This is a genomic window from Filimonas zeae (assembly GCF_014641615.1).
Taxonomy (GTDB): Bacteria; Bacteroidota; Bacteroidia; order Chitinophagales; family Chitinophagaceae; genus Filimonas; species Filimonas zeae.
Window position 1 is genome coordinate 642,426 of the sequence record NZ_BMIB01000003.1, and the last position, 26,285, is coordinate 668,710.

Sequence of the window (26,285 nt, forward strand, 5' to 3'; positions counted from 1 at the left end):
ATGATGTGTTTATGAACATGAAAAACCTACTGTTAGCAGTAAGTATGATGGTTGCTGGCAAGGCTGTAGTGGCTCAGAAACTGGATGAGCCGAACAAGTTGTTATTGCTGAGCAAATATGAAGATGCCAAAAAGGAAATAGACAAAACCTTTGCTGATCCTAAGGCTTCTGAAAACCCGGCAGCTTTGTTACTGAAGGCTAAAATTTATGCGGAAGTATACTTTGATAGCAGCCTGAAAGGCAAATATCCTGATGCAGGTGAGCAAACTTACGATGCTATTAAAAAATACGCTGCTAAAGATCCTACTTTAAAAGCGCTGAAGGAAGAAAACGGTATGCGTGCTGTAAGCATTGTATACTCTTCTAAATTTAATGAGGGCCGTAAAGCATTCCAGGAAAGCAAATGGGATGAAGCACTGAAAGATTTTGTTGTTGCAGAAGACATGGGCGATTTTATTTCTAAAAATGGCCTGGGCAACAACAAACAGAATATCGACACCTTTACAGTAGTTTACGCGGGTTATGCTGCACAAAACGCTAAAAATACCGAGCGTGCACTTCATTACTACAAAAAATTCGCCGCAGAAAAAATTGGTGGTAAAGACTTCGTTGAAATTTACCGTTATCTGCTGAATGCTGCACTGGACGCTAAAGATGCAGCTGAATTCAACAAATACCTGGCTTTATCTAAGGAGTTATATCCCAACGAAAGCCAGCTGTGGAATGCTTACGAAATGGAGTTCATGACCAAGAACGCCAGCCTTACACAAATGCTTTCCAAGTATAAAGAAGCAGATGGCGCAGGTAAGCTTACCGGTAAAGAATATATTACTTACGCTGAATATTTTGCCAACGTTCCTAAAGAGGAATTAAGCAAACTGGACAGCGCAGAGCAGAACAACGTAAAATGGATGGCTTCTGAAGCTTTTGGTAAAGCTTTCGCCAGCGAGCAGAACGGTGTTTATGCATTCAACGCAGGTGTATTGCTGTATCAGCAGTTTAACGCACTGGAAGATCAGTTTTATGCTTTACGTGGCGAAGGCGCTGCACTGAAAGCAAAACGTGAAGAAGTTGTAAAACAACAAACAGCACTGGCTGATAAATCCATTGACTGGATGGAAAAAGCTTACAACATTCTGAAAGCTAAAACTGAGCGTGAAAAAGTAGAAACATCCTGTTTATCTAAAAGCGTAGATTTTCTTGCAAACCTGTATCAGTGGAAGAGAGATAAGGCGAGAGGCAAGAGCGTTCCTGACTACGATAAGTATGATGCTAAATACAAGCAATACGATTCCGAGCACGGAATGTACAAATAAACAAAAATGCCCCGTGAGCAACGGGGCATTTTTGTAAACATCAACTTAACATAATGCTAATTATGGGTAATTATTTAAGCTTGAACAAAGGAGTGTGGCGTGAACAAAATGAATATGGCAACCCGGATGGTGCGTTTTAAATTGCTATAGAATCTGTATTTAACATCTGTTGGTTAGAAACTGTTTTCTATGAAGCAAAAATTAAACAACATTTTGCTGGTTGACGATGATGCTGCTGTAAACTTCATCAATTCCTTTCTGCTAAGAAAAATGGACTGCGCAGATAAAATTACCATCCGTGAAAACGCCATACTGGCGCTGGACTATCTGAAAAACAATTTTAGCGAGGGTAATGCTGCACCGGATCTGATTTTTCTGGATATAAACATGCCTTGTATGAACGGCTGGGAATTTATAGAGGAATTCCGGAAACTGCCGCACACAATTACGCACAACAGCCCGATTGTTATGTTAACCACCTCCACAAATCCGGACGACGAAGAAAAAGCATTGTGTATTCCTGAAATAGCTTCCTTCAAAACAAAGCCGCTGAGCCGGGATAAAATGAATGACATTATGCTGCAGCTGTTTCCGCATTTGTTTCTTAAAGCGGTGTAATTGATTCTGTATTCTCCAGTTGGATGGTAAAATAAAAAGTGCTGCCGGCGCCTACGGCAGATTCTACCCAGATGGTACCGTTGTGCAACGCTGCAATTTTGGTACAATGCGCCAGGCCAATGCCGGTTCCTTCGTAATGTGTCCGGGAATGCAGGCGTTGGAAAATAACGAATATTTTTTCCCGATATTCCGGTGGAATCCCAATTCCGTTGTCTTTTACCGAGAACAGCCATCCGGCATCCTGTTTCTCAGCCTCTATAGAAATCATAGGAATACTATCCGGAGCCTGAAACTTAACTGCATTGGAAATCAGATTCTGAAACAACAGCTTTAGCTCTACCGGATACACTAATAATACAGGCAAAGGCGCTACGGCAACATGGGCCAGTTTTTCATGTAACAGCGTTTGTAAGTCAGAAAGCACTTCCGCTACCAGTTTGTTACAGTCGGTTATTTCGGTATGTTTATCCCGGCCAATGCGGCTGTAATCCAGCAATGCTTTGGTAAGGTGCTGCATACGGGTAGCAGCGTCGCTGATAAAATCCAGATACTGTGCCTCGGTTTCATCCATGTTTTCTCCGTACTCGGTTTTAAACAGTTCCACCAGGCTGGTCATAGTACGTAACGGTTCCTGTAAGTCGTGGCTGGCTACGTAGGCCAGCTGTTCCAGTTCTTTATTTTTTACCTCAGTATCGCGAATGTGGTGTTCCAGCTTTTCTGCCATGGCGTTATAAGCAATGGCAACAGCTCCAATTTCATCCCTGGCGTACACTGCCGCGCGCTTACCCCATTGGCCTTTGGTAAAGGCGCGTGCAGCTACCAGTATGCCATTCAGGCCTTTTTTAATGCCCCGGTTAACATAAATGGCCAGCAGCAAACCCGATATTTCTACCGTAAGGGCTATACCAAACAGCAGCTTCAGTACAAAATTTTCCAGCCATCGGGAACCTGCCCCCAGCGCGTAGGAAAACTCGTTTTCCTTTTCAGTAATTCCCCGGTTAATAGGCTCAATTCTAACCAGCAGATTGTGAATTACTTTTTCATCCGGCCTGGGTCGGTTTATTTCTGTGTGCAATTGATCGCCAATCTGAATCAATTCCGTAAGGGCGGCTTCGGCAGCTTCCCAGGCTGCTACGGCTTTACTGATGTAATAATTGTCATGAAATCGCCGCATCAGGTTCACCATGCCGTCAATATCATCTTCATGTACGCCGCCTTTGCGAAAAGATTCGTGTATAAGCTTTCTGTCGGGTTTCGGTTTCATCATTTCCCGGCGGGCAACACCATCATTAAGCGGAATTTCCAGGTTCTTTTTATATTGGATATAATCTGCCTCCTGGCGGTTTACTCCATATAATAACAGGTAGTAAACCGCATCTTTCTGTCCTTTACTCCACAAGCCCTCGCCACCCACATAACCACGCAAGGCAGACAGCGTGCTTACAGAAAAAAACAAGGCAAACAGTTCCAGCCCTATTAACAGGGCCATAATACCTACAGTAAAATAGAGTTTTTTCGCAATGGATATATCTGCGAAACGTTTCAACAGTAATGTCATCCTTTCAGCTTAATAAGTACAATTAAGGCTGGTAAACCACCGGATAATGGATTTCAAAAACTGGTTGTTCTACAGGATAATTGGACGGGTAACGGATGACACAAATATAGTAACAGTACCGCTTATTTACCGGGGTTTAGACTTCAGATTGCCATAAGTACCCGTAGTATCAGTTGTATGTGTGCTATCGAGCGAAAAAATATAACGTACCATTTCCTGCGCATCTGCAGTGGAAACATACGGATGTGGTGTCATTTCTACCGGGCCCCAGATGCCTTTACTGCCGTCTATAATACTGTTGGAAAGCTTGTTTACATTTCCTTCAATATGCTGATATTTTTGGGCAATCGTTTTAAAAGCCGGACCGGTTACCACACTGTCTACTGCATGGCAGGTAAAACAATCTGATTTCGTAATCAGCTGCGCACCAGCCAAAACCTCATTTGTGGCGGTTTGTGCGTTGTTAATAAGGTTGTCGGTAGCAGTAGCTGTACCGGTGGAATTGCCAGACTGGCGACAGGATACTGTAGCAACTACCAGAGCAGCGGATAAAAGCATGGATAATTTCATAGGTTTTTCATTTTAAGATGATTGTTTCAAGGATTATGCCGGAGCATCCGGGTATACCAGCAGGAGAGTGCCCGGTACAATTTCTGCCTCTACCCTACTTTCAGGCCCTCTGAATTCGCCATCTATCTGGAATGGTCCCGGAGTTTTTGTGTTGATTATTAGCTTCTTACAAGCTATAATTTCTATATTCCAGGGATTAAACGGTTTGCGGGTAATCAGCATTTTTATAATTTCTCCCAACGGCAGTTTTCTTATAATCACCAGTTCAAACCGGCCGTCGTTTATTTTCCCCTGCGGGTTAACAATGGCGCCCGTACCATATTTGGTGGCGTTGGCAATAATAGCCATCAGTGCTTTGCGGTTAAAGGTTTTGCCATCTGCTTCAATCAGCAGTTTTAACCGTTTCCATTTTGGCCGCTGTCGTAACATGGTAAAAAGCGCACGCGCATATCCAAGCATTCCGCGTTGCGGTATCTCTTCAAAATATTGTAACAATAAAGCGTTTAAACCAATGTCACTCAGGTGAATACACCATTCATTATTTACTTTAATTAAATCGGTGGCACGTGGCTTTCCATATACTGCCAGCTCCAGGGCGGCAGTCAGGTTTACAGGCAATCCCAATTCTGCTGCCATTCCGTTTGCGGAGCCCGTGGGTAATATGGACAGTGGTATATGGGTGCCTGCCAGAATACCCGCCAGCATTTTAACGGTGCCATCGCCACCTGCAACAATTACGCGTTGCGGCTGGTGCGTTTTTACCAGCGCCTCAATATCGCCAACACAATCTCCCTCAGAGGGCAACTCATGAATATGGGTAGCATAACCAGGGTTAACCTTATTCAGCCATTCCTGAATAAGTGATGCAGTATTTTTTTGACCGGAGCCTGCGGCCGGATTAACAATAAAAAGTAGTTGCATGTTTGGGGCTTTACATAGAATGCCGGTATGGTTTTTAGACGAACATCATACCAGAAACGGATAAGCTGATGAAAAGATGGCTATTGAAACAACTGGGGCTGAAAGAAGGCATTGCCATTAAGGTGTATCGTGGGTTTGGGCATGCACAGCAACTGCATATATATGGTCATGTACTTAGTATAAGCACCGACCAGAAGCCCCATAAAAACACCATCTGGCGCAATATACGTATGCTGCTGGGATTGTTTTTCCAAAAGCCGGTGGCGGGTATGCAGGTACGGTTGCAATGGGGTACTGCCAGTGTAAGTGGTGTTACAGAAACAGATGGCTTTTTCAGGCTGGAGTGGAGCGCAGACAGCAGTGTGCCCGCAGGCGAGCATGCCGTAACGGTAATTTGTTATAACGGAACAGAGGAACTGGCCCGTTGCCAGGGCAGGCTAACGGTGCCGCATATTACACAACTGGGAATTATTTCAGATATAGATGATACTTTTCTGGTATCTTATTCAGCCACCCGTTTAAAGCGGCTGGTTACCCTATTGGGTAACAATGCAGAAACCCGGAAGGCGTTTGACGATGTGGCCAGACACTATCAGTTGTTACAATTTGCACAAAACACCGGTGCTAATCCCAACCCTTTCTTTTACATCTCCAGCAGCGAATGGAATTTATACAGCTACCTGCGGCAGTTTCTGCAGGTGCAAAAAATGCCGCAGGGCATACTTTTATTGAATCAGCTGAAGCGATGGAATGAATTATGGAAAACCGGCAGAACGCGCCATCAGGGAAAGTTTGCCCGTATAGTGCGGGTAATGGAAGCTTTTCCGGAGCAGTCTTTTTTGTTGCTGGGCGATAACTCTCAGCAGGATCCTGTTATTTATGCTTCGGTAGCCGGCCATTTTCCGGGTCGTATAAAAGCCATCTATATCCGTTCGGTAGTGGAAAAAAACAATACGGCTACCGAAGCATTATTGCAGCCCCTGCAGCAGGCGGGTATTCCCTGTTGCCTTTTCAGAGAAAGCAAAACAGCCATAGCCCATTCCAGAGAAATTGGCTTAATTCCAAATACCCAATAACCTTCTTATTACCACAGCTTCTCCGGTATGGTACGCAGTATGGTCGGCAATTAACATGGCTTCCCTTATCATGTTCTGATTATTGTCAGCATGGGCAAATGGCGTAAACAGGTCTATATCAGGCGTTTCCAGCAACTCAATAAAAGCTTTGCGGTCGGCATTAATGGTGCGTAAAGTTTTATCCCACTCGCTATTGCTGGCTGGTTCCGGTTTTTCAGGCCAGTATTCATCGGGCCATTGAGGCGATTGATGGCTGGGGTTACGGCAAAACTCCAGTATGTCCCATTGTGTAATACGGATATGTTCCGCCAGTTGCCATAAGCTGTAGGGAAGTCCTTCGGGTACCACTCCCCTATACTTCTGTTCAATATTTTCAAATGCTTTTTCTACGCTAACATGGGCGTTGCCACCGTTCAGTAAATGTTTTAACGAGGATAGAATGGCTGCGTGGCTGGCAGCGGTTGTTGATCTGGTGCTCATAGTATTCTTTTTTGCAGGTTTACTTATAAAATAATGCCAGCCATAGGTAAATTCTGCTGGTATGTTATTTGAGCCCGCATACACCACACTATCAACTCACCATAAGGTAATAAGAATGAATACAGTGGATGCGATTGTTATCGGCAGCGGACAGGCAGGTACCCCCCTTTCTAAAAAGCTGGCCTCAGCGGGATATAAAACAGTGCTGATTGAAAAAGAACATGTAGGCGGTACCTGTGTAAATGAAGGCTGTACCCCCACCAAAACGCTGATAGGCCATGCTACCATTGCCGACCGGGTACGTAACAGCGCGCAATGGCATGTATTTGCCCCGGGCATGACTGTTGACTACGAAGCCATCTGGAAAAAGAAGAACGAAGTGGTACAGCGTTTCCGCGATGGTTCGGAGGCGGGTATAAAAGCTACAGAAGGGCTGCAACTGGTATATGGTGAGGCGGCTTTTACCGGACCCAATACCGTAGAAGTGCAATTACCCACCGGCGGAAGAGAACTTTACTACGCAGAAAAGATATATATCAATGCTGGTTGCCGGCCTGCTATTCCGGATATACCCGGGCTTGCGGAAGTACCTTACCTTACTTCTAAAGAATTGCTGCAACTGAACCAGCTACCTCAGCATCTGATTATTCTGGGAGGCAGCTACATTGCGCTGGAAATGGCCCAACTGTTTCACCGGCTGGGAAGTAAGGTTACTGTTTTAGAAAAATCTCCCGCGCTGCTGTACAAGGAGGATGCTGATATCAGTGAATGTATTCACGGCATACTTCAGCAGGAGGGCATTACCGTACATACAAACGTTTCTATTGACCGCATAGAGCGGCAGATGAATGAAGATGTTGTAGTGCATCTGCATAAAAACAAATTACCGGAAACGCTTACCGGAACCCACTTACTGGTGGCTACCGGGCGAAAATCGAATGCCGATAAACTAAAGGTAGAAAATGCGGGATTACTTATTGATAATAAGGGTTTTATACAGGTTGATGCTTATTTGCAAACCAACGTTCCGGGCATCTATGCTTTGGGAGATATTAAAGGAGGCCCGGCGTTTACCCATGTAGCCTATAACGATTATGTAGTCATTCTCCGCAATTTGCTGGAAAACAAAGGATTGAATATAGAAGGTCGTATTGTGCCGTATTGTATGTTTACCGATCCGCAACTGGGCCGTGTAGGTATTACCGAGCGGGAAGCACGGGAAAAAGGCATTCCCATTACCGTGTTTACCTTACCTATGACCCGCGTGGCCAGAGGTATAGAAACCGGGTTTACCAAAGGCATTATGAAGGCAGTTGTACACAGCGAAACCGATCATATACTGGGGGCAGCTATTATAGGAGAACAGGCCGGAGAAACCATTACCGTATTACAAATGGCTATGTTGGCCGGGTTCACAAGAGAAGATATCCGTTATATGATGATAGCGCATCCTTTATATGCAGAATCGCTTAATAACCTGTTTATGCAGCAGGGGAAATAATCTGCCTTACGTATCTTACAGGATAAGACTTTGGGTAGCATTTTCTACAATACATCATCCGAACGCACAAATTACATGGTTGAATTAGCAGGCATATCAAAAAGTTTTCATTCCTATAAAGCAGTAAATGATGTATCATTTACTGTTAATGATGGCGAAATAATGGTGCTGCTGGGCACCAGCGGGTGCGGTAAAACTACCACGCTTAAAATGATAAACGGGCTTATACAACCCGATAGTGGTACCATAAGTATTGGAAAAGAAACGCTTACAGCAGCCAATGCTACCCGGTTGCGCCGTAAAACAGGCTACGTAATGCAGCAGAACGGATTGTTTCCGCATTATACTGTAGAAGAAAATATAGGGGTGGTGCCCACGCTTTCAGGCTGGCCCCGCCATCGTATACGCGAGGCTACTTATACCTTGATGGAGCGGTTACAACTTTCGCCAGACAGGTTTGCAGCAAAATATCCCGCTATGCTCAGCGGGGGGCAGCAGCAGCGGGTAGGCATTGCCCGCGCACTGGTAGCCGATCCGCCCCTGTTACTGATGGATGAACCCTTCGGGGCGCTGGACCCTGTTACACGGCTGCAGGTGCGGGAAGACTTTATGGGGCTGGAAGAAGCAGGTGCGCGCACTATTATTATGGTAACGCATGATATTGAAGAAGCTTTTATGCTGGGCAACCGCATTTGCCTGATGGATAGTGGCCGTATTGTGCAGTTGGGCACGCCTGCAGAATTGCTTTTTAAGCCGGCCGGCGACTTTGTGCGTACCTTTTGTAACCCCCACCGCACTTTACTGGAATTCCGCGTTATACGTATAGAGAAACTATGCCCCTGGCTGCCCGATTATACACCTGATAATAATGCAGCTACCGCTACCCTGCCCGCTACAGCCGATTGCTGGCAGGTAATGGAGTTATTATCAACTGGTACAGAACTGGTTACTACCCACTGTGCCGGAAAGCAGAAAATGATAAACCGGGTAAATTTACCAGAGGCCATGAACCAGTACAAAAAAGCTTTACAACACAAATAATGAACGATCAGCCTTCTTTGTGGGTTTTTATACAACAGCAGTCCGGTAAACTGCTGCAACAAACACTGGTGCATATAGGCCTTACGGTTAGCGCCCTGCTTATAGCCGTAACAGCGGGTGTATTGCTGGGCATCTGGATAAGCCGGCGTAAAAACATGGCCGGTATAGTGCTGGGTATTGCCGGGGTACTGCAAACCGTACCCAGTATTGCGCTGCTGGGTTTTATGATTCCTTTACTGGGCATTGGTGCCAAACCGGCCATTGTAGCGCTGTTTTTATATGCGCTGTTACCCATCATACGCAACACGTATACAGGCATTACCGGTATTGACCCTGCTATAGTGGAGGCTGCCCGGGCCCTGGGTATGACTCCCAAACAAATACTCACAAAAGTACAGCTGCCGCTGGCCATGCCGGTAATACTGGCGGGCATACGTACCGCGGCAGTGATTACTGTGGGGGTAGCCACGCTGGCAGCCTATATAGCAGCGGGCGGTTTGGGCGAGTTTATATTTGGTGGTATAGCACTTAATAATACCAACATGATACTGGCGGGTGCCATACCTGCCGCGCTGCTGGCTTTGCTGTGCGATGCGGTATTGCATCTGCTGCAGCGCCTCAATATCCGTAAAATGAAACGGGCGGCGGCGGTAATGCTGGTGGCGTTGCTGGCCGGATCGCTTATTTACTGGTTGCCGGCAACACGCAGCCATAAACTGCTGGCAGGTTTTACACCCGAATTTATGGGCAGGCACGATGGATATCTGGGTTTACAGCAGGTTTACGGCATGCAGGTGTCTACCGTAGTTATTAATGATATGATTATGTACAAGGCTATTGCCGGTAAAACGCTGGATGTTATCAGTGGCAGTACCACCGATGGCCGGGTAAAAGCGTACAATCTGGTGGCCCTGGAAGATGATAAACATATCTTCCCCCCTTACTACGCAGCGCCCCTGGTGCATACCAAAGTGCTGCAGCAATACCCGCAGCTGGAGCCGGCTTTGAACCTGGTGGCTGGCAGAATTAATGATTCAGTAATGACGGCGCTTAATTACCGGGTAGATTATAATGGAGAAAGCCCCGAAAAGGTGGCTAAAGATTTTCTGGCAGCACAAGGTTTGTATAAACAACCGCAGGGAGGCAGAAACGGGCGCATTGTTATAGGGGCCAAAATGTTTGGCGATGGGTATGTGCTGGCTGCCTTGTACAAACAACTGCTGGAAGGCCATACCGGCCTGGAAGTTGTAACAAAAACCGGCCTGGGGGGTACTAAAATCTGTTTTGATGCATTGGTAAACCGGCAGATTGATTTGTATCCGGAATATACCGGTACCGGATTACTGGTATTGTTACAGGCTCCTCCGGCGGTAACGGACAGCCTGATTGCTTACCCGGAAAAGGTTTATGCACATGTAAAAGCAGAGTTTTTGCAACGGTATGGTTTACAGTGGTTAAAGCCGGTTGGCTTTAATAATACCTACGCATTAATGATGCGGCGCGAACAGAGTGAGGCTTTGCAGGTGCATTCCATATCGCAGCTAAAAACGTATATCAACACACAACCGCGCTTATAACGAGATTTTATGCAACTATTAAACGAGTACAAAAAGGTGCGCGACCTTAGCGTTACCATTTGTCAGCCTCTTAAAACAGAAGATTATGTAGTGCAACCTGTGGTAGATGTTAGCCCGCCCAAATGGCACCTGGGGCATACCACCTGGTTTTTCGAAACCTTTTTGCTGGTGCCTCATTGCGCCGGCTACCAGGTATTTGATGCAGATTACAACTTTGTGTTTAACAGCTATTACGAGTCGGTAGGCAAAAGAGTAATACGTACCGATCGTGGTAACCTCAGCCGCCCTTCGGTAGAAGATATTTACAGTTACCGTAATTATGTAGATGCCGCTATGGAGCAATGGCTGCTGGAAGAGCTGAGCGAAGAACTGCAGCAACTGCTGATATTAGGGCTGAACCATGAAGAGCAGCATCAGGAATTATTATATACCGATATTAAGTATATACTGGGGCACAACCCTTTAATGCCTGCCTACGGCAACCGGCCGCAGGGGGCAGCTTCTGTGGCGGCCGAACCTAAAACAGGCATATCTGTAAAAGAAGGCGTATATGAAATAGGCTATGCCGGTAACGGATTTTGTTTTGATAACGAGCATGCCCGCCATAAAGTATACCTGCAGAATTTTACCATTCAATCTGCCCCGGAAACCAATGCCGGCTATCTGGCATTTATTGAAAGTGGTGGCTATAACGATTTCCGGTACTGGCATGCAGAGGGCTGGGATTGGGTGCGCAACCATCAGGTACAGGCGCCACTTTACTGGCATCAGTTAAACGGGCAGTGGATGTACTATACCTGGGAAGGCTTGCAGCCGCTGGCTATGAATGAGCCCGTAGCCCATGTAAGTTATTACGAGGCGGCGGCTTATGCAGCCTGGAAGGGTATGCGCCTGCCTACCGAGTTTGAATGGGAAATTGCAGCGCAGCAGTTTAACTGGGGGCAGCGTTGGGAATGGACAGAAAGCGCCTACCTGCCCTACCCCGGCTTTGTAAAAGCGCCAGGTGCTATAGGCGAATACAACGGTAAGTTTATGGTTAGCCAGATGGTATTGCGCGGGGCCTCTGAAGTTACGCCGCCCGGCCATAGTCGCATTACTTACCGCAATTTTTTTCATCCGCACCTGCGCTGGCAGTTTACCGGCATAAGGCTTGCCAGATAATATACACTTTAAAAGACCTACGCTATGCAAACAAACACCCTTTTGGCAGAACAGTCAAACACCCAGGTGCTAACGGTTTACCGGAATCAGTTTTTACAGGATGTAATTGAAGGATTAACAGGCAGCCCCAAACGGCTGGACTCGAAATATTTCTACGATGCTAATGGTGATAAGCTGTTTCAGCAGATTATGCAATGTCCGGAGTATTACCCTACCCGTTGCGAAATGGAGATATTAAAGCGGCAACGGGGTGCTATTACCAGTACTATTAACGCACTGCTGCCCTCTTACGATGTAATTGAACTGGGGGCGGGCGATGCTACCAAATCTGTTTACCTGTTACAGGAAATGATACAGACCGGTACCGATTTTACCTATTACCCGGTAGATATATCCGGAAGCATTATTTCTGAACTGGAAAACAAACTGCCCCAGACTTTGCCGGGTTTGCAGGTAAGGGGGTTGCATGGCGAGTATATGCGCATGCTGCATCAGGCTTCTGAATTGAGTAATAAAAACAAGCTGGTGTTATTTATGGGTGCTAATATCGGCAATTTTGATACCCGCCAGGCGCTTAACTTCTGCCGCCAGCTGAGAAGGCAGTTGAAAGAAGGCGATTTGCTGATGATTGGCTTTGATCTTAAAAAACATCCTGCTGTTATTCTGGATGCCTATAGCGATAGCCAGGGCATTACCCGCGCTTTTAATCTTAACCTGCTGCATCGTATTAACCGCGAACTGAATGCAGATTTCAAACTGCGCCTGTTCGATCATTATGCCAGTTACGACCCTGCTACCGGTGCCTGTAAAAGTTATCTGGTAAGCCTGGCCAACCAGAAAGTGCGTATAGGTAATACTGTTACAGTGGAGTTTGAAAGAGATGAATGTATTTATATGGAGATATCTCAGAAATACACGCCTCAGGAAATACAGCAGCTGGCTTTTTCGGCAGGTTTTACTCCCGTGGCCGATTTCAGAGATACCAAAAACTGGTTTGCAGATTGTTTGTGGAAAGTATAATCAGCTTACTTTTCCGGCAGTGCAGCAGATGGGTAATTGTCTTTCAGCTGCACGCCGGTCAATTGCCGTAAAAATGCCTGCTGCACCAGATAGTGAATTTTATGTGCCGCTTCGGCCGGTGGCAATCCCGCCGGTCGTATGTTAGAAATACAGTTTCTTGCTTCATCAGTAAGTCCGGGTCTGGGGTTATACGTCATGTATACTCCCAGGCTGTCCGCGGCGCTTAAGCCCGGCCTCTCTCCAATCAGTAATAAGGCCAGTCTGGCTTTTAGCAAATAAGCCGTTTCATCACTAATGCCTACACGGGCCTGCTCAATAATAGCAAGTGGCGATAACGTAAAACCCTGGTTACGTAGTAGCGGCACCAGGGTATGCAGCAGTGCCGGGGCATGTTGCTGCACTGCTATGGCAGAAAGCCCATCACCCACCATCAAAGCTATATCTGTGGTACCTGTTGTGTGTTGTTGTAACAATGCGGCAGATGGCAGCGATAACTTCCTGCCCATATCGGGATGTTGCAGATACTCCTCTCTGCTGCCCGCCTGGCTATGTAATTGTAGTAAAGGTAGTTTCAGCGGGGCCAGCGCCTCTGCAAGCAAATGGGTTTGTAACGGGGTATGTACCGCATCGCGTGCCAGCGCATGTGCCATGCGAAAATGAAGTTGTTCCTGTAAAGGAACAGCTGTGCCGGTGCGGCCCAGCGCAATCCGCGCATGCGTAAAAGCTTTCAGTTGCTGCCAGGCATCTTCATGAATAATATCACTCATACACGGGTATTAAAACGGTTGCTGTAACAATTTGTGGCCGGGTGTTACGGGTAAAATATGTCCCTGTTGGTTCATGATGCCCTGTTGCCGCAGCCAGGCTGCAAACTCCGGAGCGGGCTGCAGGCCCAGTACTTTTCTTATGTATAGGGCATCGTGAAAAGAAGTGGACTGATAATTAAGCATAATATCATCTGCACCTGGCACTCCCATAATGTAGTTACAGCCAGCCACACCCAGCAGGGTAAGCAGGTTGTCCATATCATCCTGGTCGGCTTCTGCGTGGTTGGTGTAGCACACATCTACCCCCATGGGCAAACCCATCAGCTTACCGCAGAAATGATCTTCCAGTGCGGCACGTGTAATCTGTTTACCATCGTACAGGTATTCCGGACCAATAAAGCCCACTACTGTATTTACCAGAAAAGGATCAAAATGTCTTGCCACGGCATAAGCCCGTACCTCGCAGGTTTGCTGGTCTACCCCGTGGTGGGCGTTGGCAGAAAGGGCGCTGCCCTGGCCCGTTTCAAAATACATTACCTGGTTACCAATGGTGCCCCGTTGCAAACTACGGGTAGCTTCATTGGCTTCCTGTAACAGGGCCAGGGTAATACCAAAACTGCTGTTGGTTTTTTCGGTGCCTCCTATGGATTGAAAAGCCAGGTCTACCGGCATACCCTGCTCTACCATTTGCAGGGTGGTGGTAACATGGCATAGTACACAACTTTGTGTGGGTATCTGAAACCGTATACGCAACTGATCCAGCATCCGTAGCAGCGAGGCGGTTATTTCCGGGCTGTCGGTGGCCGGGTTAATGCCTATTACAGCATCGCCGCTTCCGTATAACAATCCGTCCAGTATAGATGCTGCAATACCCTGCATATTATCCGTAGGGTCGTTGGGTTGCAGCCGCACTGCCAGGTGGCCTTTCAGGCCAATGGTGTTTCTGAAACGGGTTACTACTTCACATTTCGCTGCCACACTTATCAGGTCCTGGTTACGCATCAGCTTGCTTACAGCAGCTACCATTTCGGGGGTTAATCCTCTGGCCAGCTGCCGCAGGGTTGCTGTATCCGCATAGTCGCTCAGTAACCAGTCACGCAACTGACCTACGGTAAAACTGCTTACCGGTGCAAAGGCAGTTGTATCATGCGTATCTAAAATCAGCCGGGTTACTTCATCTGTTTCATAAGGCACCAGGGCCTGTTGTAAAAAAGTTGTAAGCGGTACATCTGCCAGTGCCAGCTGTGCCGCTACGCGCTCTTTGTAACTGCCGGCAGCCAGTCCGGCCAGTACATCACCGCTTCGCAGTGGTGTGGCTTTGGCCAGCAACTCTGCCAGCGTATTAAAACGGTAAGTATGTTGTTGTATGGTATGCGCAAAGCTCATATGGTTACGGGTACCTTATGCTGGCCGGTTATGTAAAATACAATTATTACAGCTGTCATACCAGCAAAAAACAACAGGCTTAGCCAGGGGTAAAAGTAAATGATGGTAATACAGAATACACAGGCCAGTACCAGCGCTATGCCCGGCATCCACGGGTAAAAAGGCGCTACATATGGCCGGTTAAGCTGCGGGGCTTTGTTGCGTAACACAAACAGGCTTACCATACTGGTAATATACATTACCACGGCCCCCAGGGTAGATAAAATTACCAGCTTGCCGGTATCAAAACAGGCAAGCGCTGTAACGCCCAGTAAGCCACCGGCAAACAAAGCAATATGTGGCGTCTGAAACCGTGGGTTCAGCCTTCCCAGCAGGGCAGGTAAATAGCCACTTCTACCCAGTGCATATAACTGGCGCGAGTAACTGATGATGATACTATGAAAGGATGCGATAAGCCCAAACAGCCCGATACCGGCAAATAAACGGGTAATGCTGCTGTTTTTGCCCAGCACAATACCTATTGCTTCGGGCAATGGGTAATCAATAGCGCTCAGCTGCTGCCATTGCGTAACGCCCCCGGTAAATATCATTACCGCCAGTGCCAGCACGGTAAGGGTAACAATGGCAGATATGTAACCGCGTGGTATATCTTTTTTTATATCTCTTACTTCTTCTGCTACCATAGCCACCCCCTCAATACATACGTATAACCATATAGCAAAAGGCAGCGCTGCAAACAAACCACTCCATTTAACCGGCAGCGCCTGGTACAAAAAGTTGCTGATGCTGAAGGCAGGTGCAACAATACCCAGATAAATAAGTAATTCTGCCACCGCCAATAAGGTTACTATTACAGAAAACAGGGCAGATTCTTTAATACCTGCCAGGTTAATGGTAGTAAATACCAGGTAAGAAGCGATGGCCGTATACAGTACCGGAACGGCGGGATACAGAAAATGAATATAACTGCCCAGTGCAAAAGCTATGGCGGGCGCGGCAAACAAAAATTCGATAAGAGAGGCATAACCTGCTATCATCCCGCCCAACGGGCCCAGCGCCCTTAATGCATAAGCAAACGGGCCACCGGCATGCGGAATGGCCGTAGTAAGCTCTGTAAAACTGAAAATAAAGCAGATGTAGAAAAGGGTAACCAGCAGTGTGGCTATTAAAAAGCCTATAGTACCTGCTGCACCCCAACCGTAATTCCAGCCAAAATACTCTCCGGATATTACCAAACCAACAGCAATGGCCCAGATATGAATGGGTTTTAGCGCTTTTTTGAGCGAAGTATTAGCAGTTGCCGGCATGTTATATTATATTACAGTGAATATAATGTATTCTGCCTGCAATTCACATTACAGTTCTTTTTGGTATAACTGAAAGTTTTCGTCGTCAAAACATACAAAAATCACCTCGCTGATACCAGCGTTTGTATTTGTAAAACCCCTTACCGTTTCCAGGGCAATGGCTGCTGCCTTATCTTTTGGAAAATGATAAATGCCGGTGCTTATATTGGGAAAGGCGATGGTGTTAACACCATTGTCCAATGCCAGTTGTAAGCTGTTACGGTAGCAACTGGCCAGCAGTGCTTCTTCGGTGTTATTGCCTTTGTTCCAAACGGGGCCAACGGTATGTATCACAAAACGTGCGGGTAGTTTGCCGGCAGTGGTAATTACTGCTTCTCCGGTGGCGCATCCCCCCTGCCGGTTGCGTATCTGCCGGCATTCTTCCAGAATGGCCGGACCACCGGCTCTGTGTATGGCACCATCTACACCACCGCCACCCAGTAAGGAGGAGTTGGCAGCGTTAACAATAGCATCTGCCTGTATGCGGGTAATGTCGCCTTTAATCAAGGATATTCTGGTAGGCATGGTGGGTATGTTTGTGGCCTTATATAGGGCGCTGATAATTATAATAAAATAAGCCGCTATTCCTCCTTTGCTTCCATGGCAGCGCGTATTCTTTTTAGCATGTCCAACCGCATGTTTCTGATTCTTTCGGGAATAGCCTCGTCAGATAACATGGCAAAGCATTCATTAATAAGCCACGGGGCATCATTTACCAGCTCTGCTTTGGTAATATGCAGCGATGTAGGAATACGGCTTTCATTGGCCGAAAAGTAATCATGCAGTTCCTGCACTGCTTCAACTGATACGGGAGTAATTGCCATAGAACCAAATATACATATTTTTTACAGCTGCCGTAACAGCCGCCGGGTTGGTGTAATATTTGTCAATGCTCCCTTGTAAACCTGTCAAATTACACCTGAAAACAGAACATCGTGTTACGTATCCTGCTCTCTTTATTGTTAAGTGGTTGCTACCTGGTTATCCTTGCCCAGGAGCCTGTTATTGCAGATAGTTTAAAAACAGATTCAGCAAAGTATGGTGTGGCCCCCAAGCCGCTGCCTGCCGGGGAAGATATTTCCGGGCATTACGATATCAGCGATCTGGCGCGGAACATCTTTCATCCCGGCCGTCCTAAAGTCAATAAAAAATCATCCGGTATTATTATCGTTCCCAATATAGCCGCCAACCCCAGTATTGGTGCGCAGCTGGGTATTAAGGCGGTGGCAGGCCGCAAGCTGGGGTCCGATCCCAATACCTACTTGTCGGTAGCGGCCAGCTCTGCTTCTATTACCACCAAGGGAATTATTTACTTTTATATCAGCCACAACATTTATACACCCGGCAACAAATGGAATTTCCAGGGCAGTCTGGTAGCTGCTAAAACAGTTACGCCAGATTACGGGCTGGGCATAGCAGAAGCGCCTGCTATAGGTAATGGTATGGATTATATTCTTAACAATCCAGGTCGTAGTCCCCGGGCTTTAAATGCACAGTTTTACAATTTCAGAGAGAAGGTGTATAAAGAAATTAAGAAAAACCTGTTTGCCGGGCTGGGTGTATCGTTCGATATCCGGCGCAGAATAACAGAAAGAGATACCGCGTTAACACCTTATAAAATATACAGCGGCCGGCATGGTTTTGAAACCGGGCATTATATGGCCAACGGCTTGTTGTTTAACATTCAGTATACTACCCGCGATAATCAGAACCGCGCGTTTCATGGCATGTATGCCGATGTGGGGTTGCGCCTGAACCAGCGGTGGATGGGCAGCTCCCGCAGTGCGCTGCAGGCCAATTCTGACATACGTAAGTACATCAGCTTATCGCGCCGTAGTCCTGAGCATGTAGTGGCTTTATGGAACTGGGGGGCCTACCTTATTTCAGGTAATATACCTTATCTGGAGTTGCCGGGTACGGCTAAAGATATGAGCGCCAGAAGCGGCCGGGGGTATGTAGTGCAGTATTTCAAAGGCACACAATACAATTACAGCGAGGTGGAATATCGTTTTCCTATACTGCGCAATCAGTTTTTAAGTGGCGTTGTTTTTGGGCATTTACAAACAGCTAACGATGAATCGGGCACCCGCATATTTGAAAAATGGCAGCCTGGTGGCGGTCTCGGCCTTCGGGTGCTGTTTAACAAAACCACCCGAACCAACCTGTGTCTCGATTATGGCTGGGGCCGCTTTGGTTCCCGCGGCTTTTTTCTGGGGTTAAACGAGGCGTTTTAGCCCTCCCCCAGCCGTAAACAGCTATTTACATCCCTGGCCTGGGTAAGGCAGAAAACGCCTTTGTGTAACCAGGGCTTATTCATTCCGGAGCGATTTAACAGGGTTACTGAATGCCACTTTTGCCGCCTGAAAACTGATGGTAACAAGGGCTATAACGGCCACTATTAATCCCGAACCGGCAAACAACCACCATTGTATAGTGGTGCGGTAGGCAAAACCCTGCAGCCAGTTATGCATAAACATCCAGGCAAAGGGTACCGCAATCAGCGAGGCCAGTGCCACCAGCCATATAAAATCGCGCGAAAAAAGCCGGAGTATGGTGCTGGTATCTGCACCCAGTACTTTTCTTATACCCATTTCTTTGGTGCGTTGTGCGGCGGTAAAAGTGGCCAGGCCAAACAGGCCCAGGCAGGCAATAAATATGGCCAGTAAGGTAAAGCTGGCTGCTATGCTGCCCTGCTTTTGTTCCGTTTCGTACTGGCGTGCAAAATTATCGTCCAGAAAATGATACTCCGTAGTACCGGTGGCGTCAAACTGTTTATATACCTCATCCAGCCAGGCCAGTCCCTCCTGCTCCCTGCCCCGCGCTATTTTAACATACAGGTTGTCTTCCATATTGCTTACCGGGGGCATTACCATTACCAGTGGTTCTACTTTGTGCTGGAGTGAGTAGGTGTTAAAATCTTTCACCACGCCTACTATCGTACGTTCATCCGTGCTGCCGGCATCATTTATAGCAAATTGTATTCTTTTGCCTACGGGGTTGGCTATGCCCAGTTTCTTTTGCATGGTTTCATTAATCAGCGCAGCCGTATATTTATCGGCACCTCCGCCGGTTGCAAAATTGCGCCCGTAAAGCAGCTTAATATCCATAGTGGGCAGGTAGTCTGCATCTGCCATCAACTCCTGCGCGGCAACGGTAGCGGTGGTAAAACTGCCATCTTCCTTTTCAAAACGGTAACCTAAACCACCCAGGTCGTTGTTACCTATGGGGTTGCCGCAGGCAGCCACTCCTTCTATCACGGTGTTTTGCAGCAGCCTGCTTTTAATGGCAGCTACCTGGCTGCGCACCTGTTTGCTGTTGATATGAAAAGTAACCACCTGTTCTTTATTAAAACCCAGGTTCTGGTGCAGGGCAAACTGCAACTGCCTGTAAATAATAGCAGAACAGGAAATCATTACTACCGTTACCGCAAACTGAAATACCACCAGTGCCTTGCGGAATCGTACCCCGGCTGCCACACCGCCCATTTGCCCTTTTAATGCCGGTACGGTTTTAAAAGCAGAGAGAAATAAGGCAGGATACAGCCCGCTTATGAGGCCCGTAATGGCCGAAAAACCAAACAGAATAAGTATAGTGTTAGCCGTACCAAACCGCCATATGTTCAGCTCTTTTCCACTCAGGGCATTAAACCAGGGCATCAGTGCTTTCGCCAGTATTATAGCCAGTACCGCTGCCAGCATCGTTGCCAGCAACGCCTCGGTAATCAGCATACCTATAAGGTGTGTACGGCTGCTTCCTGATACCTTACGCACACCAATTTCTTTTACACGGGTAGCAGCGCGGGCGGTGGTCAGGTTCATATAATTAATCATGGCAATCAGCAGTATCAGGCCTGCTATTACCATAAACATATATACGCGGTTAATGCTGCCATTGCGGCCCGCCTCAAAGCTTAAAGCAGAGTGCAGGTGTATATCGGTCAGCGGCTGTAACGCTATGCTGTAATCTTTCACCTTCATCAATGACTGAATGGTAGCCTGGGCAAAAGCGGGCATTTTTGCCTGCAGCTGGTTAATCTGTACTCCTTTTTTAAGCAGTAAGTAGGTGTAAATATGAAAGTTTTGCCAGCCTTCGGTATAGCCCTGGTTAAAAGAGCGTACGGCGCTGAAGCGCAGGTGGCTGTTGGCAGGTACATCATCTATTACACCGGTAATAGTGTTGGGGTAGTTGTTGTCAAAATAAATGGTTTGTCCAATGGCTTTTTCCGGGCTGCCAAATAAGCGTTGGGCGGTGCTGCGGTCTACCACTATGCTTTGCGGCGCTGCCAGCGCGGTGGTGGCATCCCCTTCCAGAAATGTATAGCTGAATATAGTAAACAGGCTTTTATCGGCATAAATAATATTCCCCTGTTGCAGCTTTTTGCTGCCGGCGGTAATAACACCCCCTCCTTCCATATCTATACGTACCGCCGCTTCTATTTCCGGAAAAGCGGCCTGCAGTGCAGGGGCAAACGGGGCAGATACGGTTGCCTGGTGTAACTCATTGCCGTTCCACCGGGTGTGCTGGGTTACCCGTACAATGCTGTTGGCACGGGTATGGTAGCGGTCGTAACTGTATTCATCCAGTATATATAAGGCAATCATACCAAAAGCTGCCAGTGCTACCGCCAGGCCTGCCAGGTTAATTACAGCGTAGGTTTTATGTGTACGAAGATTGCGCCAGGCAATCAGAAAGTAGTTCTTAAGCATAAAAGCCGTTTTACATGTTTACACGCTTCAAAGCAGGTGCCAGCGGCTAATTGTTTGTAAAACATGTGATTAGTGTGAATGCAAATAGCTGTTCTGTACGATAGTGAACAGTATTTGTACGCTTATAACGTATTGCCGTGCTACCCGGTTGTTACAGTGGCTACCCCTGTAGCAATATACGCAGTTAATGTGTAAACTTATACAGGCAGCCGGGTGGTAACCTTACGGTATATATGCAGGAACACTTTGCCGGCTTACACAAAAAAGTGTAATAGCATTCATTTTTAAAAAAGCATATGTGCTCAGTATCAGTACTAAACCCATTCAGCGTTTTTTATACACTTAATAAAGGGCTTTTACTTACTGCTTATTTTGTTTACATTGTATACGCAAAACATGAGATAAACCGAAACTGCTGCTATGAACGCCGCTCCACTTTGTGTCTTCTACTTACCTAAAATAGTGCTACATGATGAAATGCCTTATTATGGCAGGTATGCTGCTGCTCAGTGCCGGCTGCCTGTTTGCGCAAACGCGCACTGTAACCGGTTCGGTTACGGGAGATTCCAGCAATGTGCCTCTTGCAGGGGCAACTGTTTCGGTTAAAGGAACAGCCACCTCAGTGGTAACCGATGTAAAAGGTGTGTTTAGTATTCAGGGGCCACCCGGTACTTTTACGCTGGAAGTGTCTTATATCGGCTACACCACGCTTACGGTACCTGTTGCTGCCGGTACCCCCACCGTATCGGTGCAGCTAAGCCGCGATAATGCGGAGTTAGGTGCCGTAGTGGTTACCGCGCTGGGGTTAACCCGGCAGGCCCGCACCCTCACCTATTCTACCCAAACCGTAAAGGGCGAAGAGCTTACGGCGGTTAAAACGCCCAACCTTATCAACAGCCTTAACGGTAAGGTGGCCGGTGTACAGATTAACCGCACCTCCGGCGGCGTGGGCGGTGCGGTGCGTATTACCATGCGGGGCGATAAATCTACCCGTAACAGTCAGCCGCTGTTTGTAATTGACGGGTTACCGGTGGTAAACCCAACCGGAGGCGTTAAGGTAGATATTTATGCTACCATGCCCGACAATGGCGATATCCTCAGTACCCTTAACCCCGATGATATTGAAAGTATTAACTTTTTAAAAGGGGCCAGTGCCGCAGCCCTGTATGGCAGCGCCGGTAGTAACGGTGTGGTGCTGGTAACCACCCGTAAAGGCCGCAGCGGCATCAGCAAAGTAGATTATTCCGGCAGTGTTACGTTTGATAAGGCGTATGTATTGCCTCAGCTGCAAAACAGTTATCTGCAAACCACGCCTACCACCGCTACCAACATGGGTAGCCGCGAAAGCTGGGGCGCTAAAGGGGGCAGTACAGATCATGTAAAAGATTTCTTCCGCACCGGTACTACCTTTATTAACAACGTAAGCTTTACCTCGGGCAGCGAAAAAGCCAGCAACCTGTTTTCTTATTCCAATACCAGCAACAAAGGCATTGTGCCTACCAGCCAGTTCGATCAGCATAACGTAAACTACCGCAATTCCAGCAAGCTGCTGGATAACCGGCTTACACTGGATGCTAATTTTATGGGCTCGCTGCAAAAGGTAAAAAACAGAATGGTACCGGGTACATATTTTAACCCGTTAACAGGGCTGTACCTGTTTCCACGTGGACTTAACTTTGCCGATTATGCCAATAATTACGAGTATTTTTCTTCTTCCCGTTATCTGAATGCGCAAAACTGGTGGAACCTGCATCTGGATAAAGGGTACACCGGTACCGATGAGCAGCAGAATCCTTACTGGATTCTCAACCGCAATGCCATTACCACCCACAACAAAAACGCTTATGTATCTGCCTCACTTAACTATAAGCTTAACAGCTGGCTGGCTATACAGGGGCGCGGTAACTACAACTACTATTATTCCGAGGCTGAGCGTGATATATATGCCACTACCCTATCGGTTATCAGCGGTACCAATGGTAAAGTATATAATAATAAAATTGATTCCCGAACCCTGTATAGCGATCTGTTGCTGATTGGCAATAAAGACCTGAGTAAAAACCTCAGTTTTAGCTTCACTGCCGGTGCTTCTATACAGGATATAAAAAGAATAAACACCACGCTGGAAAATGCCTTCCTTTCTTACCCGAATATCTTTGCCCAGAGCAATCTTATTTTCCCTGGCACCAACGATAACGGCCGGCATTATAAAATAGAAAACCACCGTATTCAAACACAGTCTGTATTTGCCAGCGTGCAGCTGGGTTATCAGAATAAGCTGTTTCTGGATCTGACGGACAGGCAGGAATGGTCTTCTACCCTCACCTTTACACCGCGGCAAACCTATAACTACTATTCAGCCGGTGCCAACGCAGTACTGAGCGATGTATTTAATCTACCCGCTGTGGTAAACTTTGCCAAACTGCGTGCTTCTTACGCTACCGTGGGTAATGGTATTGAAGACAACCGCACCAACCCCCAGCCCAATATAGACGCCGGTACATATGTAAGTCCCGATGGCGCGCCGGTTAAAGCCGGAGGTTTATATCTGCGGCCCGAACTGAATAAATCGGTGGAAGTAGGTACAGAATGGCGCTTGTTCAACAACCGTTTTACGTTAGATGTTACATGGTATAAATCCAACATCACCCACCAGTTTTTTAAAGATGTATCTATTATAGGTGGTGTGGCAGCAGGTACCAAAGGCGATATCAGCGCGGGTAATATACAAAACGCAGGTATTGAGCTGGTGCTGGGTTACAAAGTGGTTTCGCAAAAACATTTTACCTGGAACACCGGCCTCAATTTTACCCGCAATAAAAACACCATTAAACAGCTGTTTCCTTCCGAGGTATCGGTTGATCCGAATGTGAAGTACACGCTGGATGGTGGTGCGTTAAACTATGTAAAACAGGGCGGCTCGTTTGGCGATATTTATGGCAATACCTATAAGCGCAATGCCAGCGGGCAGATTATTGTAGATGCCAACGGCGCACCGCAGCGTGATGAAACCAACCTGTATCTGGGCAACCCCAACCCACGGTGGATTATGGGCTGGAACAACAGTTTCAATTACCACAAGTTTACCCTGAATGTACTGGTAGATGGTAAGTTTGGTGGTAAGGTGCTCAGTTTGTCCGAACCGTATTACGATGCTATGGGCGTAAGTAAACGCACGGCGGATGCGCGCGATGCCGGTGGTGTTGAGGTAACTAATGCCGTAAACGGCGCGGGCCAGAGCTGGAAGGGTACCACCACTGCACAAAACTATTACAACGCCATCAGCGGCGGCGGCAAAAACGTAATACACGAAGCTTATATGTATAGCGCTACCGCAGTGCGGTTACGGGAAGTAGCGCTTACCTATAAAACAGCGCTGAACGGCAAAGTATTCAGAGATGTTACTGTGGGCGTTATAGGCAGTAACCTGTTCTTCTTTAAAAAGAGCGCACCGTTTGATCCGGAACAGGTGTCTGGCGTATATCCTGGCGGTGTGGGTATTGATGTGTTTGGAATGCCAGCTTACCGCAGCATTGGCATCAGTGTTAAATGTGGTTTGTAATTGCTTTATCCGCTTAAAAGTAGTAAAGATGAAAAACAACAGAATTCTCCTACATATAGTCACTGCTGTAGCATTGCTTACAGCAGCATGTACCAAAAATTTTGAGGAATACAATACCAGTCTTTCCGGTGTAAACGATCAGATACTGAATGCTGACTTTACCAAGGTAATAGGCCCGCTGAAAGAACTGCAAAAGAATCTCATTAACCAAACCAACTGGATTTATCAGCTGCAGCAGAACCTGAATGCCGATGTGTACAGCGGTTATTTTATGTCGCCCACTACCTATGGCGGCGATAATAACACCAACTATTTTATGAAGGATGGCTGGAACGAACGCATTATGGTAAACCAGCTGGATGATGGTTTGCAAAAAGCCGTGAATTTTGAAAACGGTACACTGGCTTATCCGGGTACTGCCTTTAACCATTGCCGGGGCATGGTAGCCGTATTAAAGGTAATTATTACCCATAAGGTATCTGATGTGCATGGCCCGGTAATTTTTACCCGTTACGGCAAACCCAATGCAGATTTGTCGGTAGATTACGATTCGCAGCAGGATGCTTACAACGCTTTTTTCTCTACCCTGGATTCTGCACTGGTATATCTGAAAGCCGCTGCCAATACGGGTGATACCAAAGCCATGAATGGTGCGGATGTAGTATATCAGGGTGATGTAACGCAATGGATAAAGCTGGCCAACACCCTGCGTTTGCGCCTGGCATTGCGTATACGATATGCAGATGCTGCCAAAGCAAAGCTACAGGGTGAAAAGGCGATGGACCCGGCCAATGGTGGTACCATTGAGCTGAACGATGATAATGCGTTTATTAACCTGGGTTCTGCCCACCCTATTTACGATATCATTTATTCCTGGGGCGATTGCCGTTCCGGCGCACCATTAGGTGCTATACTGGGTGGTTATAACGATCCGCGCCTGCCGCATTACATGCTGCCTGCTACCGATGCTGCCGTAGAAGGGCAATACATTGGTATACGCAATGGTATTACCCTGGTTGATAACGACCGGTACCGGAACTATTCAAAACCCGCTGCCAAAGCAGCTGCGGGCGATTATTTCAGTGCCAGTGCCGGCATGGCCAAACTGGCAACCGCATCTGAAACATGGCTGCTGAAAGCAGAAGCGGCACTCCTGGGCTGGGCGCATGCGGGTACTGCGCAGATAAATTACGAATCGGGCATTGAAAAGTCTTTTGAAGAATGGGCTGCCGGTTCTGCCGCTGCGTATATTACCAATAGTACACTTACAGCCAAACCTTATGTGGACCCTAAAGCAGTGGTGGCAGGTCAGAATAATATAGATGCCACCAGCCCCTACCTCAGTAAGGTTACCATCCGGTGGGATGAGGCTGCTGCTAACGAGGTAAAGCTGGAAAAGATTATTACCCAGAAATGGATAGCGCTGTATCCTGACGGGCAGGAAGCCTGGAGCGAGTTTCGCCGCACGGGATACCCTAAACTGTTTCCGGTAATTAATAACCAGAGCAGCGGTACTATTTCTACTACCGCATTTATACGGCGCTTACCTATCTGCAATAAATTTAAGGATAGTGATCCCGTAGGTTATGGCCGTGCCGCAGCTACTTTGGGTGGGCCCGATGTGGGAGGCACAAAGTTATGGTGGGATAAAAAGCCATAGCTGTGTTATATAAACGTAA

21 protein-coding genes are annotated in these 26,285 nt (G+C 47.1%); 11 read left to right on the top strand and 10 right to left on the bottom strand.

Going from position 1 to position 26,285, the window contains the following annotated elements; translation table 11 throughout:
• Positions 1 to 11: 11 nt before the first annotated feature.
• Positions 12 to 1,316: a hypothetical protein gene (locus IEY13_RS15780; protein ID WP_188953794.1), complete on the top strand. Its 1,305-nt coding sequence runs from the start codon at positions 12 to 14 to the stop codon at positions 1,314 to 1,316.
• 189 nt (positions 1,317 to 1,505) lie between these two features.
• Entirely contained in the window at positions 1,506 to 1,934 is a 429-nt protein-coding gene (locus IEY13_RS15785) for a response regulator (protein WP_188953796.1), read from the top strand.
• Here the strand turns inward: IEY13_RS15785 and IEY13_RS15790 are convergent.
• The 3 genes from IEY13_RS15790 to IEY13_RS15800 all read right to left on the bottom strand — a co-directional run bounded on the left by IEY13_RS15790 (position 1,921) and on the right by IEY13_RS15800 (position 4,983).
• Positions 1,921 to 3,492: a sensor histidine kinase gene (locus tag IEY13_RS15790; RefSeq protein ID WP_188953798.1), complete on the bottom strand. Its 1,572-nt coding sequence runs from the start codon at positions 3,490 to 3,492 to the stop codon at positions 1,921 to 1,923. The two genes, IEY13_RS15785 and IEY13_RS15790, sit on opposite strands and share 14 nt — an antisense overlap.
• 126 nt (positions 3,493 to 3,618) lie before the next feature.
• Positions 3,619 to 4,062 carry a c-type cytochrome gene (locus IEY13_RS15795; protein ID WP_188953800.1) on the bottom strand — a complete coding sequence of 148 codons (444 nt, stop codon included), beginning with the start codon at positions 4,060 to 4,062 and terminating at the stop codon, positions 3,619 to 3,621.
• A gap of 33 nt (positions 4,063 to 4,095) precedes the next feature.
• Entirely contained in the window at positions 4,096 to 4,983 is an 888-nt protein-coding gene (locus IEY13_RS15800) for a diacylglycerol/lipid kinase family protein (protein ID WP_188953802.1), read from the bottom strand.
• A gap of 68 nt (positions 4,984 to 5,051) precedes the next feature.
• Here IEY13_RS15800 and IEY13_RS15805 point away from each other — a divergent pair, with 68 nt between their 5' ends.
• Positions 5,052 to 6,059 carry an App1 family protein phosphatidate phosphatase gene (locus IEY13_RS15805; protein WP_188953804.1) on the top strand — a complete coding sequence of 336 codons (1,008 nt, stop codon included), beginning with the start codon at positions 5,052 to 5,054 and terminating at the stop codon, positions 6,057 to 6,059.
• Here IEY13_RS15805 and IEY13_RS15810 read toward each other — a convergent pair.
• Positions 6,039 to 6,539 (bottom strand): DinB family protein, encoded by a 501-nt coding sequence (locus IEY13_RS15810; RefSeq protein WP_188953806.1) that lies wholly within the window; start codon positions 6,537 to 6,539, stop codon positions 6,039 to 6,041. The two genes, IEY13_RS15805 and IEY13_RS15810, sit on opposite strands and share 21 nt — an antisense overlap.
• A 61-nt stretch (positions 6,540 to 6,600) precedes the next feature.
• On the opposite strand from IEY13_RS15810, the gene IEY13_RS15815 reads away from it, so the two are divergent.
• From IEY13_RS15815 to egtD, 5 genes are all read left to right on the top strand, one after another.
• Positions 6,601 to 8,040, top strand: coding sequence for a mercuric reductase (locus IEY13_RS15815; protein ID WP_229687888.1), 1,440 nt, complete (start codon positions 6,601 to 6,603; stop codon positions 8,038 to 8,040).
• Positions 8,041 to 8,115: 75 nt separating this feature from the next.
• The gene (locus IEY13_RS15820) at positions 8,116 to 9,081 is read left to right on the top strand and encodes an ABC transporter ATP-binding protein (RefSeq protein ID WP_188953808.1); all 966 of its coding nucleotides are present in this window, start codon (positions 8,116 to 8,118) and stop codon (positions 9,079 to 9,081) included.
• Positions 9,081 to 10,658 (top strand): ABC transporter permease/substrate-binding protein, encoded by a 1,578-nt coding sequence (locus IEY13_RS15825; protein ID WP_188953810.1) that lies wholly within the window; start codon positions 9,081 to 9,083, stop codon positions 10,656 to 10,658. Before IEY13_RS15820 ends, IEY13_RS15825 begins: the two co-directional genes overlap by 1 nt.
• 9 nt (positions 10,659 to 10,667) lie before the next feature.
• Positions 10,668 to 11,819 (top strand): ergothioneine biosynthesis protein EgtB, encoded by a 1,152-nt coding sequence (egtB, locus tag IEY13_RS15830; RefSeq protein ID WP_188953812.1) that lies wholly within the window; start codon positions 10,668 to 10,670, stop codon positions 11,817 to 11,819.
• A gap of 24 nt (positions 11,820 to 11,843) precedes the next feature.
• Positions 11,844 to 12,839, top strand: a complete 996-nt coding sequence (egtD, locus tag IEY13_RS15835) for an L-histidine N(alpha)-methyltransferase (RefSeq protein ID WP_188953814.1) — start codon at positions 11,844 to 11,846, stop codon at positions 12,837 to 12,839.
• Between the two features lie 5 nt (positions 12,840 to 12,844).
• Here the strand turns inward: egtD and eutC are convergent, their stop codons facing one another.
• From eutC to IEY13_RS15860, 5 genes are read right to left on the bottom strand one after another with little or no spacing between them, the layout of a single operon-like run.
• Positions 12,845 to 13,606, bottom strand: a complete 762-nt coding sequence (gene eutC / locus IEY13_RS15840; protein WP_188953816.1) for an ethanolamine ammonia-lyase subunit EutC — start codon at positions 13,604 to 13,606, stop codon at positions 12,845 to 12,847.
• A 9-nt stretch (positions 13,607 to 13,615) separates the two neighbouring features.
• Entirely contained in the window at positions 13,616 to 14,992 is a 1,377-nt protein-coding gene (locus IEY13_RS15845; RefSeq protein WP_188953818.1) for an ethanolamine ammonia-lyase subunit EutB, read from the bottom strand.
• Positions 14,989 to 16,299, bottom strand: coding sequence for an ethanolamine permease (gene eat, locus IEY13_RS15850; RefSeq protein ID WP_188953821.1), 1,311 nt, complete (start codon positions 16,297 to 16,299; stop codon positions 14,989 to 14,991). Before eat ends, IEY13_RS15845 begins: the two co-directional genes overlap by 4 nt.
• A 48-nt stretch (positions 16,300 to 16,347) precedes the next feature.
• A complete protein-coding gene (locus tag IEY13_RS15855; RefSeq protein WP_188953823.1) occupies positions 16,348 to 16,863 on the bottom strand; it encodes an O-acetyl-ADP-ribose deacetylase in 516 nt (171 codons plus the stop codon).
• Between the two features lie 56 nt (positions 16,864 to 16,919).
• The gene (locus IEY13_RS15860; RefSeq protein ID WP_188953825.1) at positions 16,920 to 17,162 is read right to left on the bottom strand and encodes a DUF6965 family protein; all 243 of its coding nucleotides are present in this window, start codon (positions 17,160 to 17,162) and stop codon (positions 16,920 to 16,922) included.
• A 111-nt stretch (positions 17,163 to 17,273) separates the two neighbouring features.
• Here IEY13_RS15860 and IEY13_RS15865 point away from each other — a divergent pair, with 111 nt between their 5' ends.
• On the top strand, positions 17,274 to 18,572 hold the full coding sequence (locus tag IEY13_RS15865) for a BamA/TamA family outer membrane protein (protein WP_229687889.1): 1,299 nt from the start codon (positions 17,274 to 17,276) through the stop codon (positions 18,570 to 18,572).
• A gap of 75 nt (positions 18,573 to 18,647) precedes the next feature.
• Here the strand turns inward: IEY13_RS15865 and IEY13_RS15870 are convergent, their stop codons facing one another.
• Positions 18,648 to 21,044, bottom strand: coding sequence for an ABC transporter permease (locus IEY13_RS15870; protein WP_188953827.1), 2,397 nt, complete (start codon positions 21,042 to 21,044; stop codon positions 18,648 to 18,650).
• Positions 21,045 to 21,513: 469 nt separating this feature from the next.
• Between IEY13_RS15870 and IEY13_RS15875 the strand changes: the two genes are divergently transcribed.
• Both IEY13_RS15875 and IEY13_RS15880 read left to right on the top strand, forming a co-directional pair.
• Complete coding sequence (locus IEY13_RS15875; protein ID WP_188953829.1) at positions 21,514 to 24,606, top strand: SusC/RagA family TonB-linked outer membrane protein; 3,093 nt, start codon at positions 21,514 to 21,516, stop codon at positions 24,604 to 24,606.
• A gap of 28 nt (positions 24,607 to 24,634) precedes the next feature.
• Entirely contained in the window at positions 24,635 to 26,266 is a 1,632-nt protein-coding gene (locus IEY13_RS15880; protein WP_188953831.1) for a SusD/RagB family nutrient-binding outer membrane lipoprotein, read from the top strand.
• The last annotated feature ends 19 nt before the right edge of the window (positions 26,267 to 26,285 follow it).

What these genes read in the sequence shown, in the direction of transcription:
- IEY13_RS15780 (WP_188953794.1), top strand. Translation starts at nt 12, where the DNA reads ATGAACATGAAAAACCTACTGTTAGCAGTAAGTATGATGGTTGCTGGC.
- IEY13_RS15785 (WP_188953796.1), top strand. Translation starts at nt 1,506, where the DNA reads ATGAAGCAAAAATTAAACAACATTTTGCTGGTTGACGATGATGCTGCT.
- IEY13_RS15790 (WP_188953798.1), bottom strand. Translation starts at nt 3,492, where the DNA reads ATGACATTACTGTTGAAACGTTTCGCAGATATATCCATTGCGAAAAAA.
- IEY13_RS15795 (WP_188953800.1), bottom strand. Translation starts at nt 4,062, where the DNA reads ATGAAATTATCCATGCTTTTATCCGCTGCTCTGGTAGTTGCTACAGTA.
- IEY13_RS15800 (WP_188953802.1), bottom strand. Translation starts at nt 4,983, where the DNA reads ATGCAACTACTTTTTATTGTTAATCCGGCCGCAGGCTCCGGTCAAAAA.
- IEY13_RS15805 (WP_188953804.1), top strand. Translation starts at nt 5,052, where the DNA reads ATGAAAAGATGGCTATTGAAACAACTGGGGCTGAAAGAAGGCATTGCC.
- IEY13_RS15810 (WP_188953806.1), bottom strand. Translation starts at nt 6,539, where the DNA reads ATGAGCACCAGATCAACAACCGCTGCCAGCCACGCAGCCATTCTATCC.
- IEY13_RS15815 (WP_229687888.1), top strand. Translation starts at nt 6,601, where the DNA reads ATGTTATTTGAGCCCGCATACACCACACTATCAACTCACCATAAGGTA.
- IEY13_RS15820 (WP_188953808.1), top strand. Translation starts at nt 8,116, where the DNA reads ATGGTTGAATTAGCAGGCATATCAAAAAGTTTTCATTCCTATAAAGCA.
- IEY13_RS15825 (WP_188953810.1), top strand. Translation starts at nt 9,081, where the DNA reads ATGAACGATCAGCCTTCTTTGTGGGTTTTTATACAACAGCAGTCCGGT.
- egtB (WP_188953812.1), top strand. Translation starts at nt 10,668, where the DNA reads ATGCAACTATTAAACGAGTACAAAAAGGTGCGCGACCTTAGCGTTACC.
- egtD (WP_188953814.1), top strand. Translation starts at nt 11,844, where the DNA reads ATGCAAACAAACACCCTTTTGGCAGAACAGTCAAACACCCAGGTGCTA.
- eutC (WP_188953816.1), bottom strand. Translation starts at nt 13,606, where the DNA reads ATGAGTGATATTATTCATGAAGATGCCTGGCAGCAACTGAAAGCTTTT.
- IEY13_RS15845 (WP_188953818.1), bottom strand. Translation starts at nt 14,992, where the DNA reads ATGAGCTTTGCGCATACCATACAACAACATACTTACCGTTTTAATACG.
- eat (WP_188953821.1), bottom strand. Translation starts at nt 16,299, where the DNA reads ATGCCGGCAACTGCTAATACTTCGCTCAAAAAAGCGCTAAAACCCATT.
- IEY13_RS15855 (WP_188953823.1), bottom strand. Translation starts at nt 16,863, where the DNA reads ATGCCTACCAGAATATCCTTGATTAAAGGCGACATTACCCGCATACAG.
- IEY13_RS15860 (WP_188953825.1), bottom strand. Translation starts at nt 17,162, where the DNA reads ATGGCAATTACTCCCGTATCAGTTGAAGCAGTGCAGGAACTGCATGAT.
- IEY13_RS15870 (WP_188953827.1), bottom strand. Translation starts at nt 21,044, where the DNA reads ATGCTTAAGAACTACTTTCTGATTGCCTGGCGCAATCTTCGTACACAT.
- IEY13_RS15875 (WP_188953829.1), top strand. Translation starts at nt 21,514, where the DNA reads ATGATGAAATGCCTTATTATGGCAGGTATGCTGCTGCTCAGTGCCGGC.
- IEY13_RS15880 (WP_188953831.1), top strand. Translation starts at nt 24,635, where the DNA reads ATGAAAAACAACAGAATTCTCCTACATATAGTCACTGCTGTAGCATTG.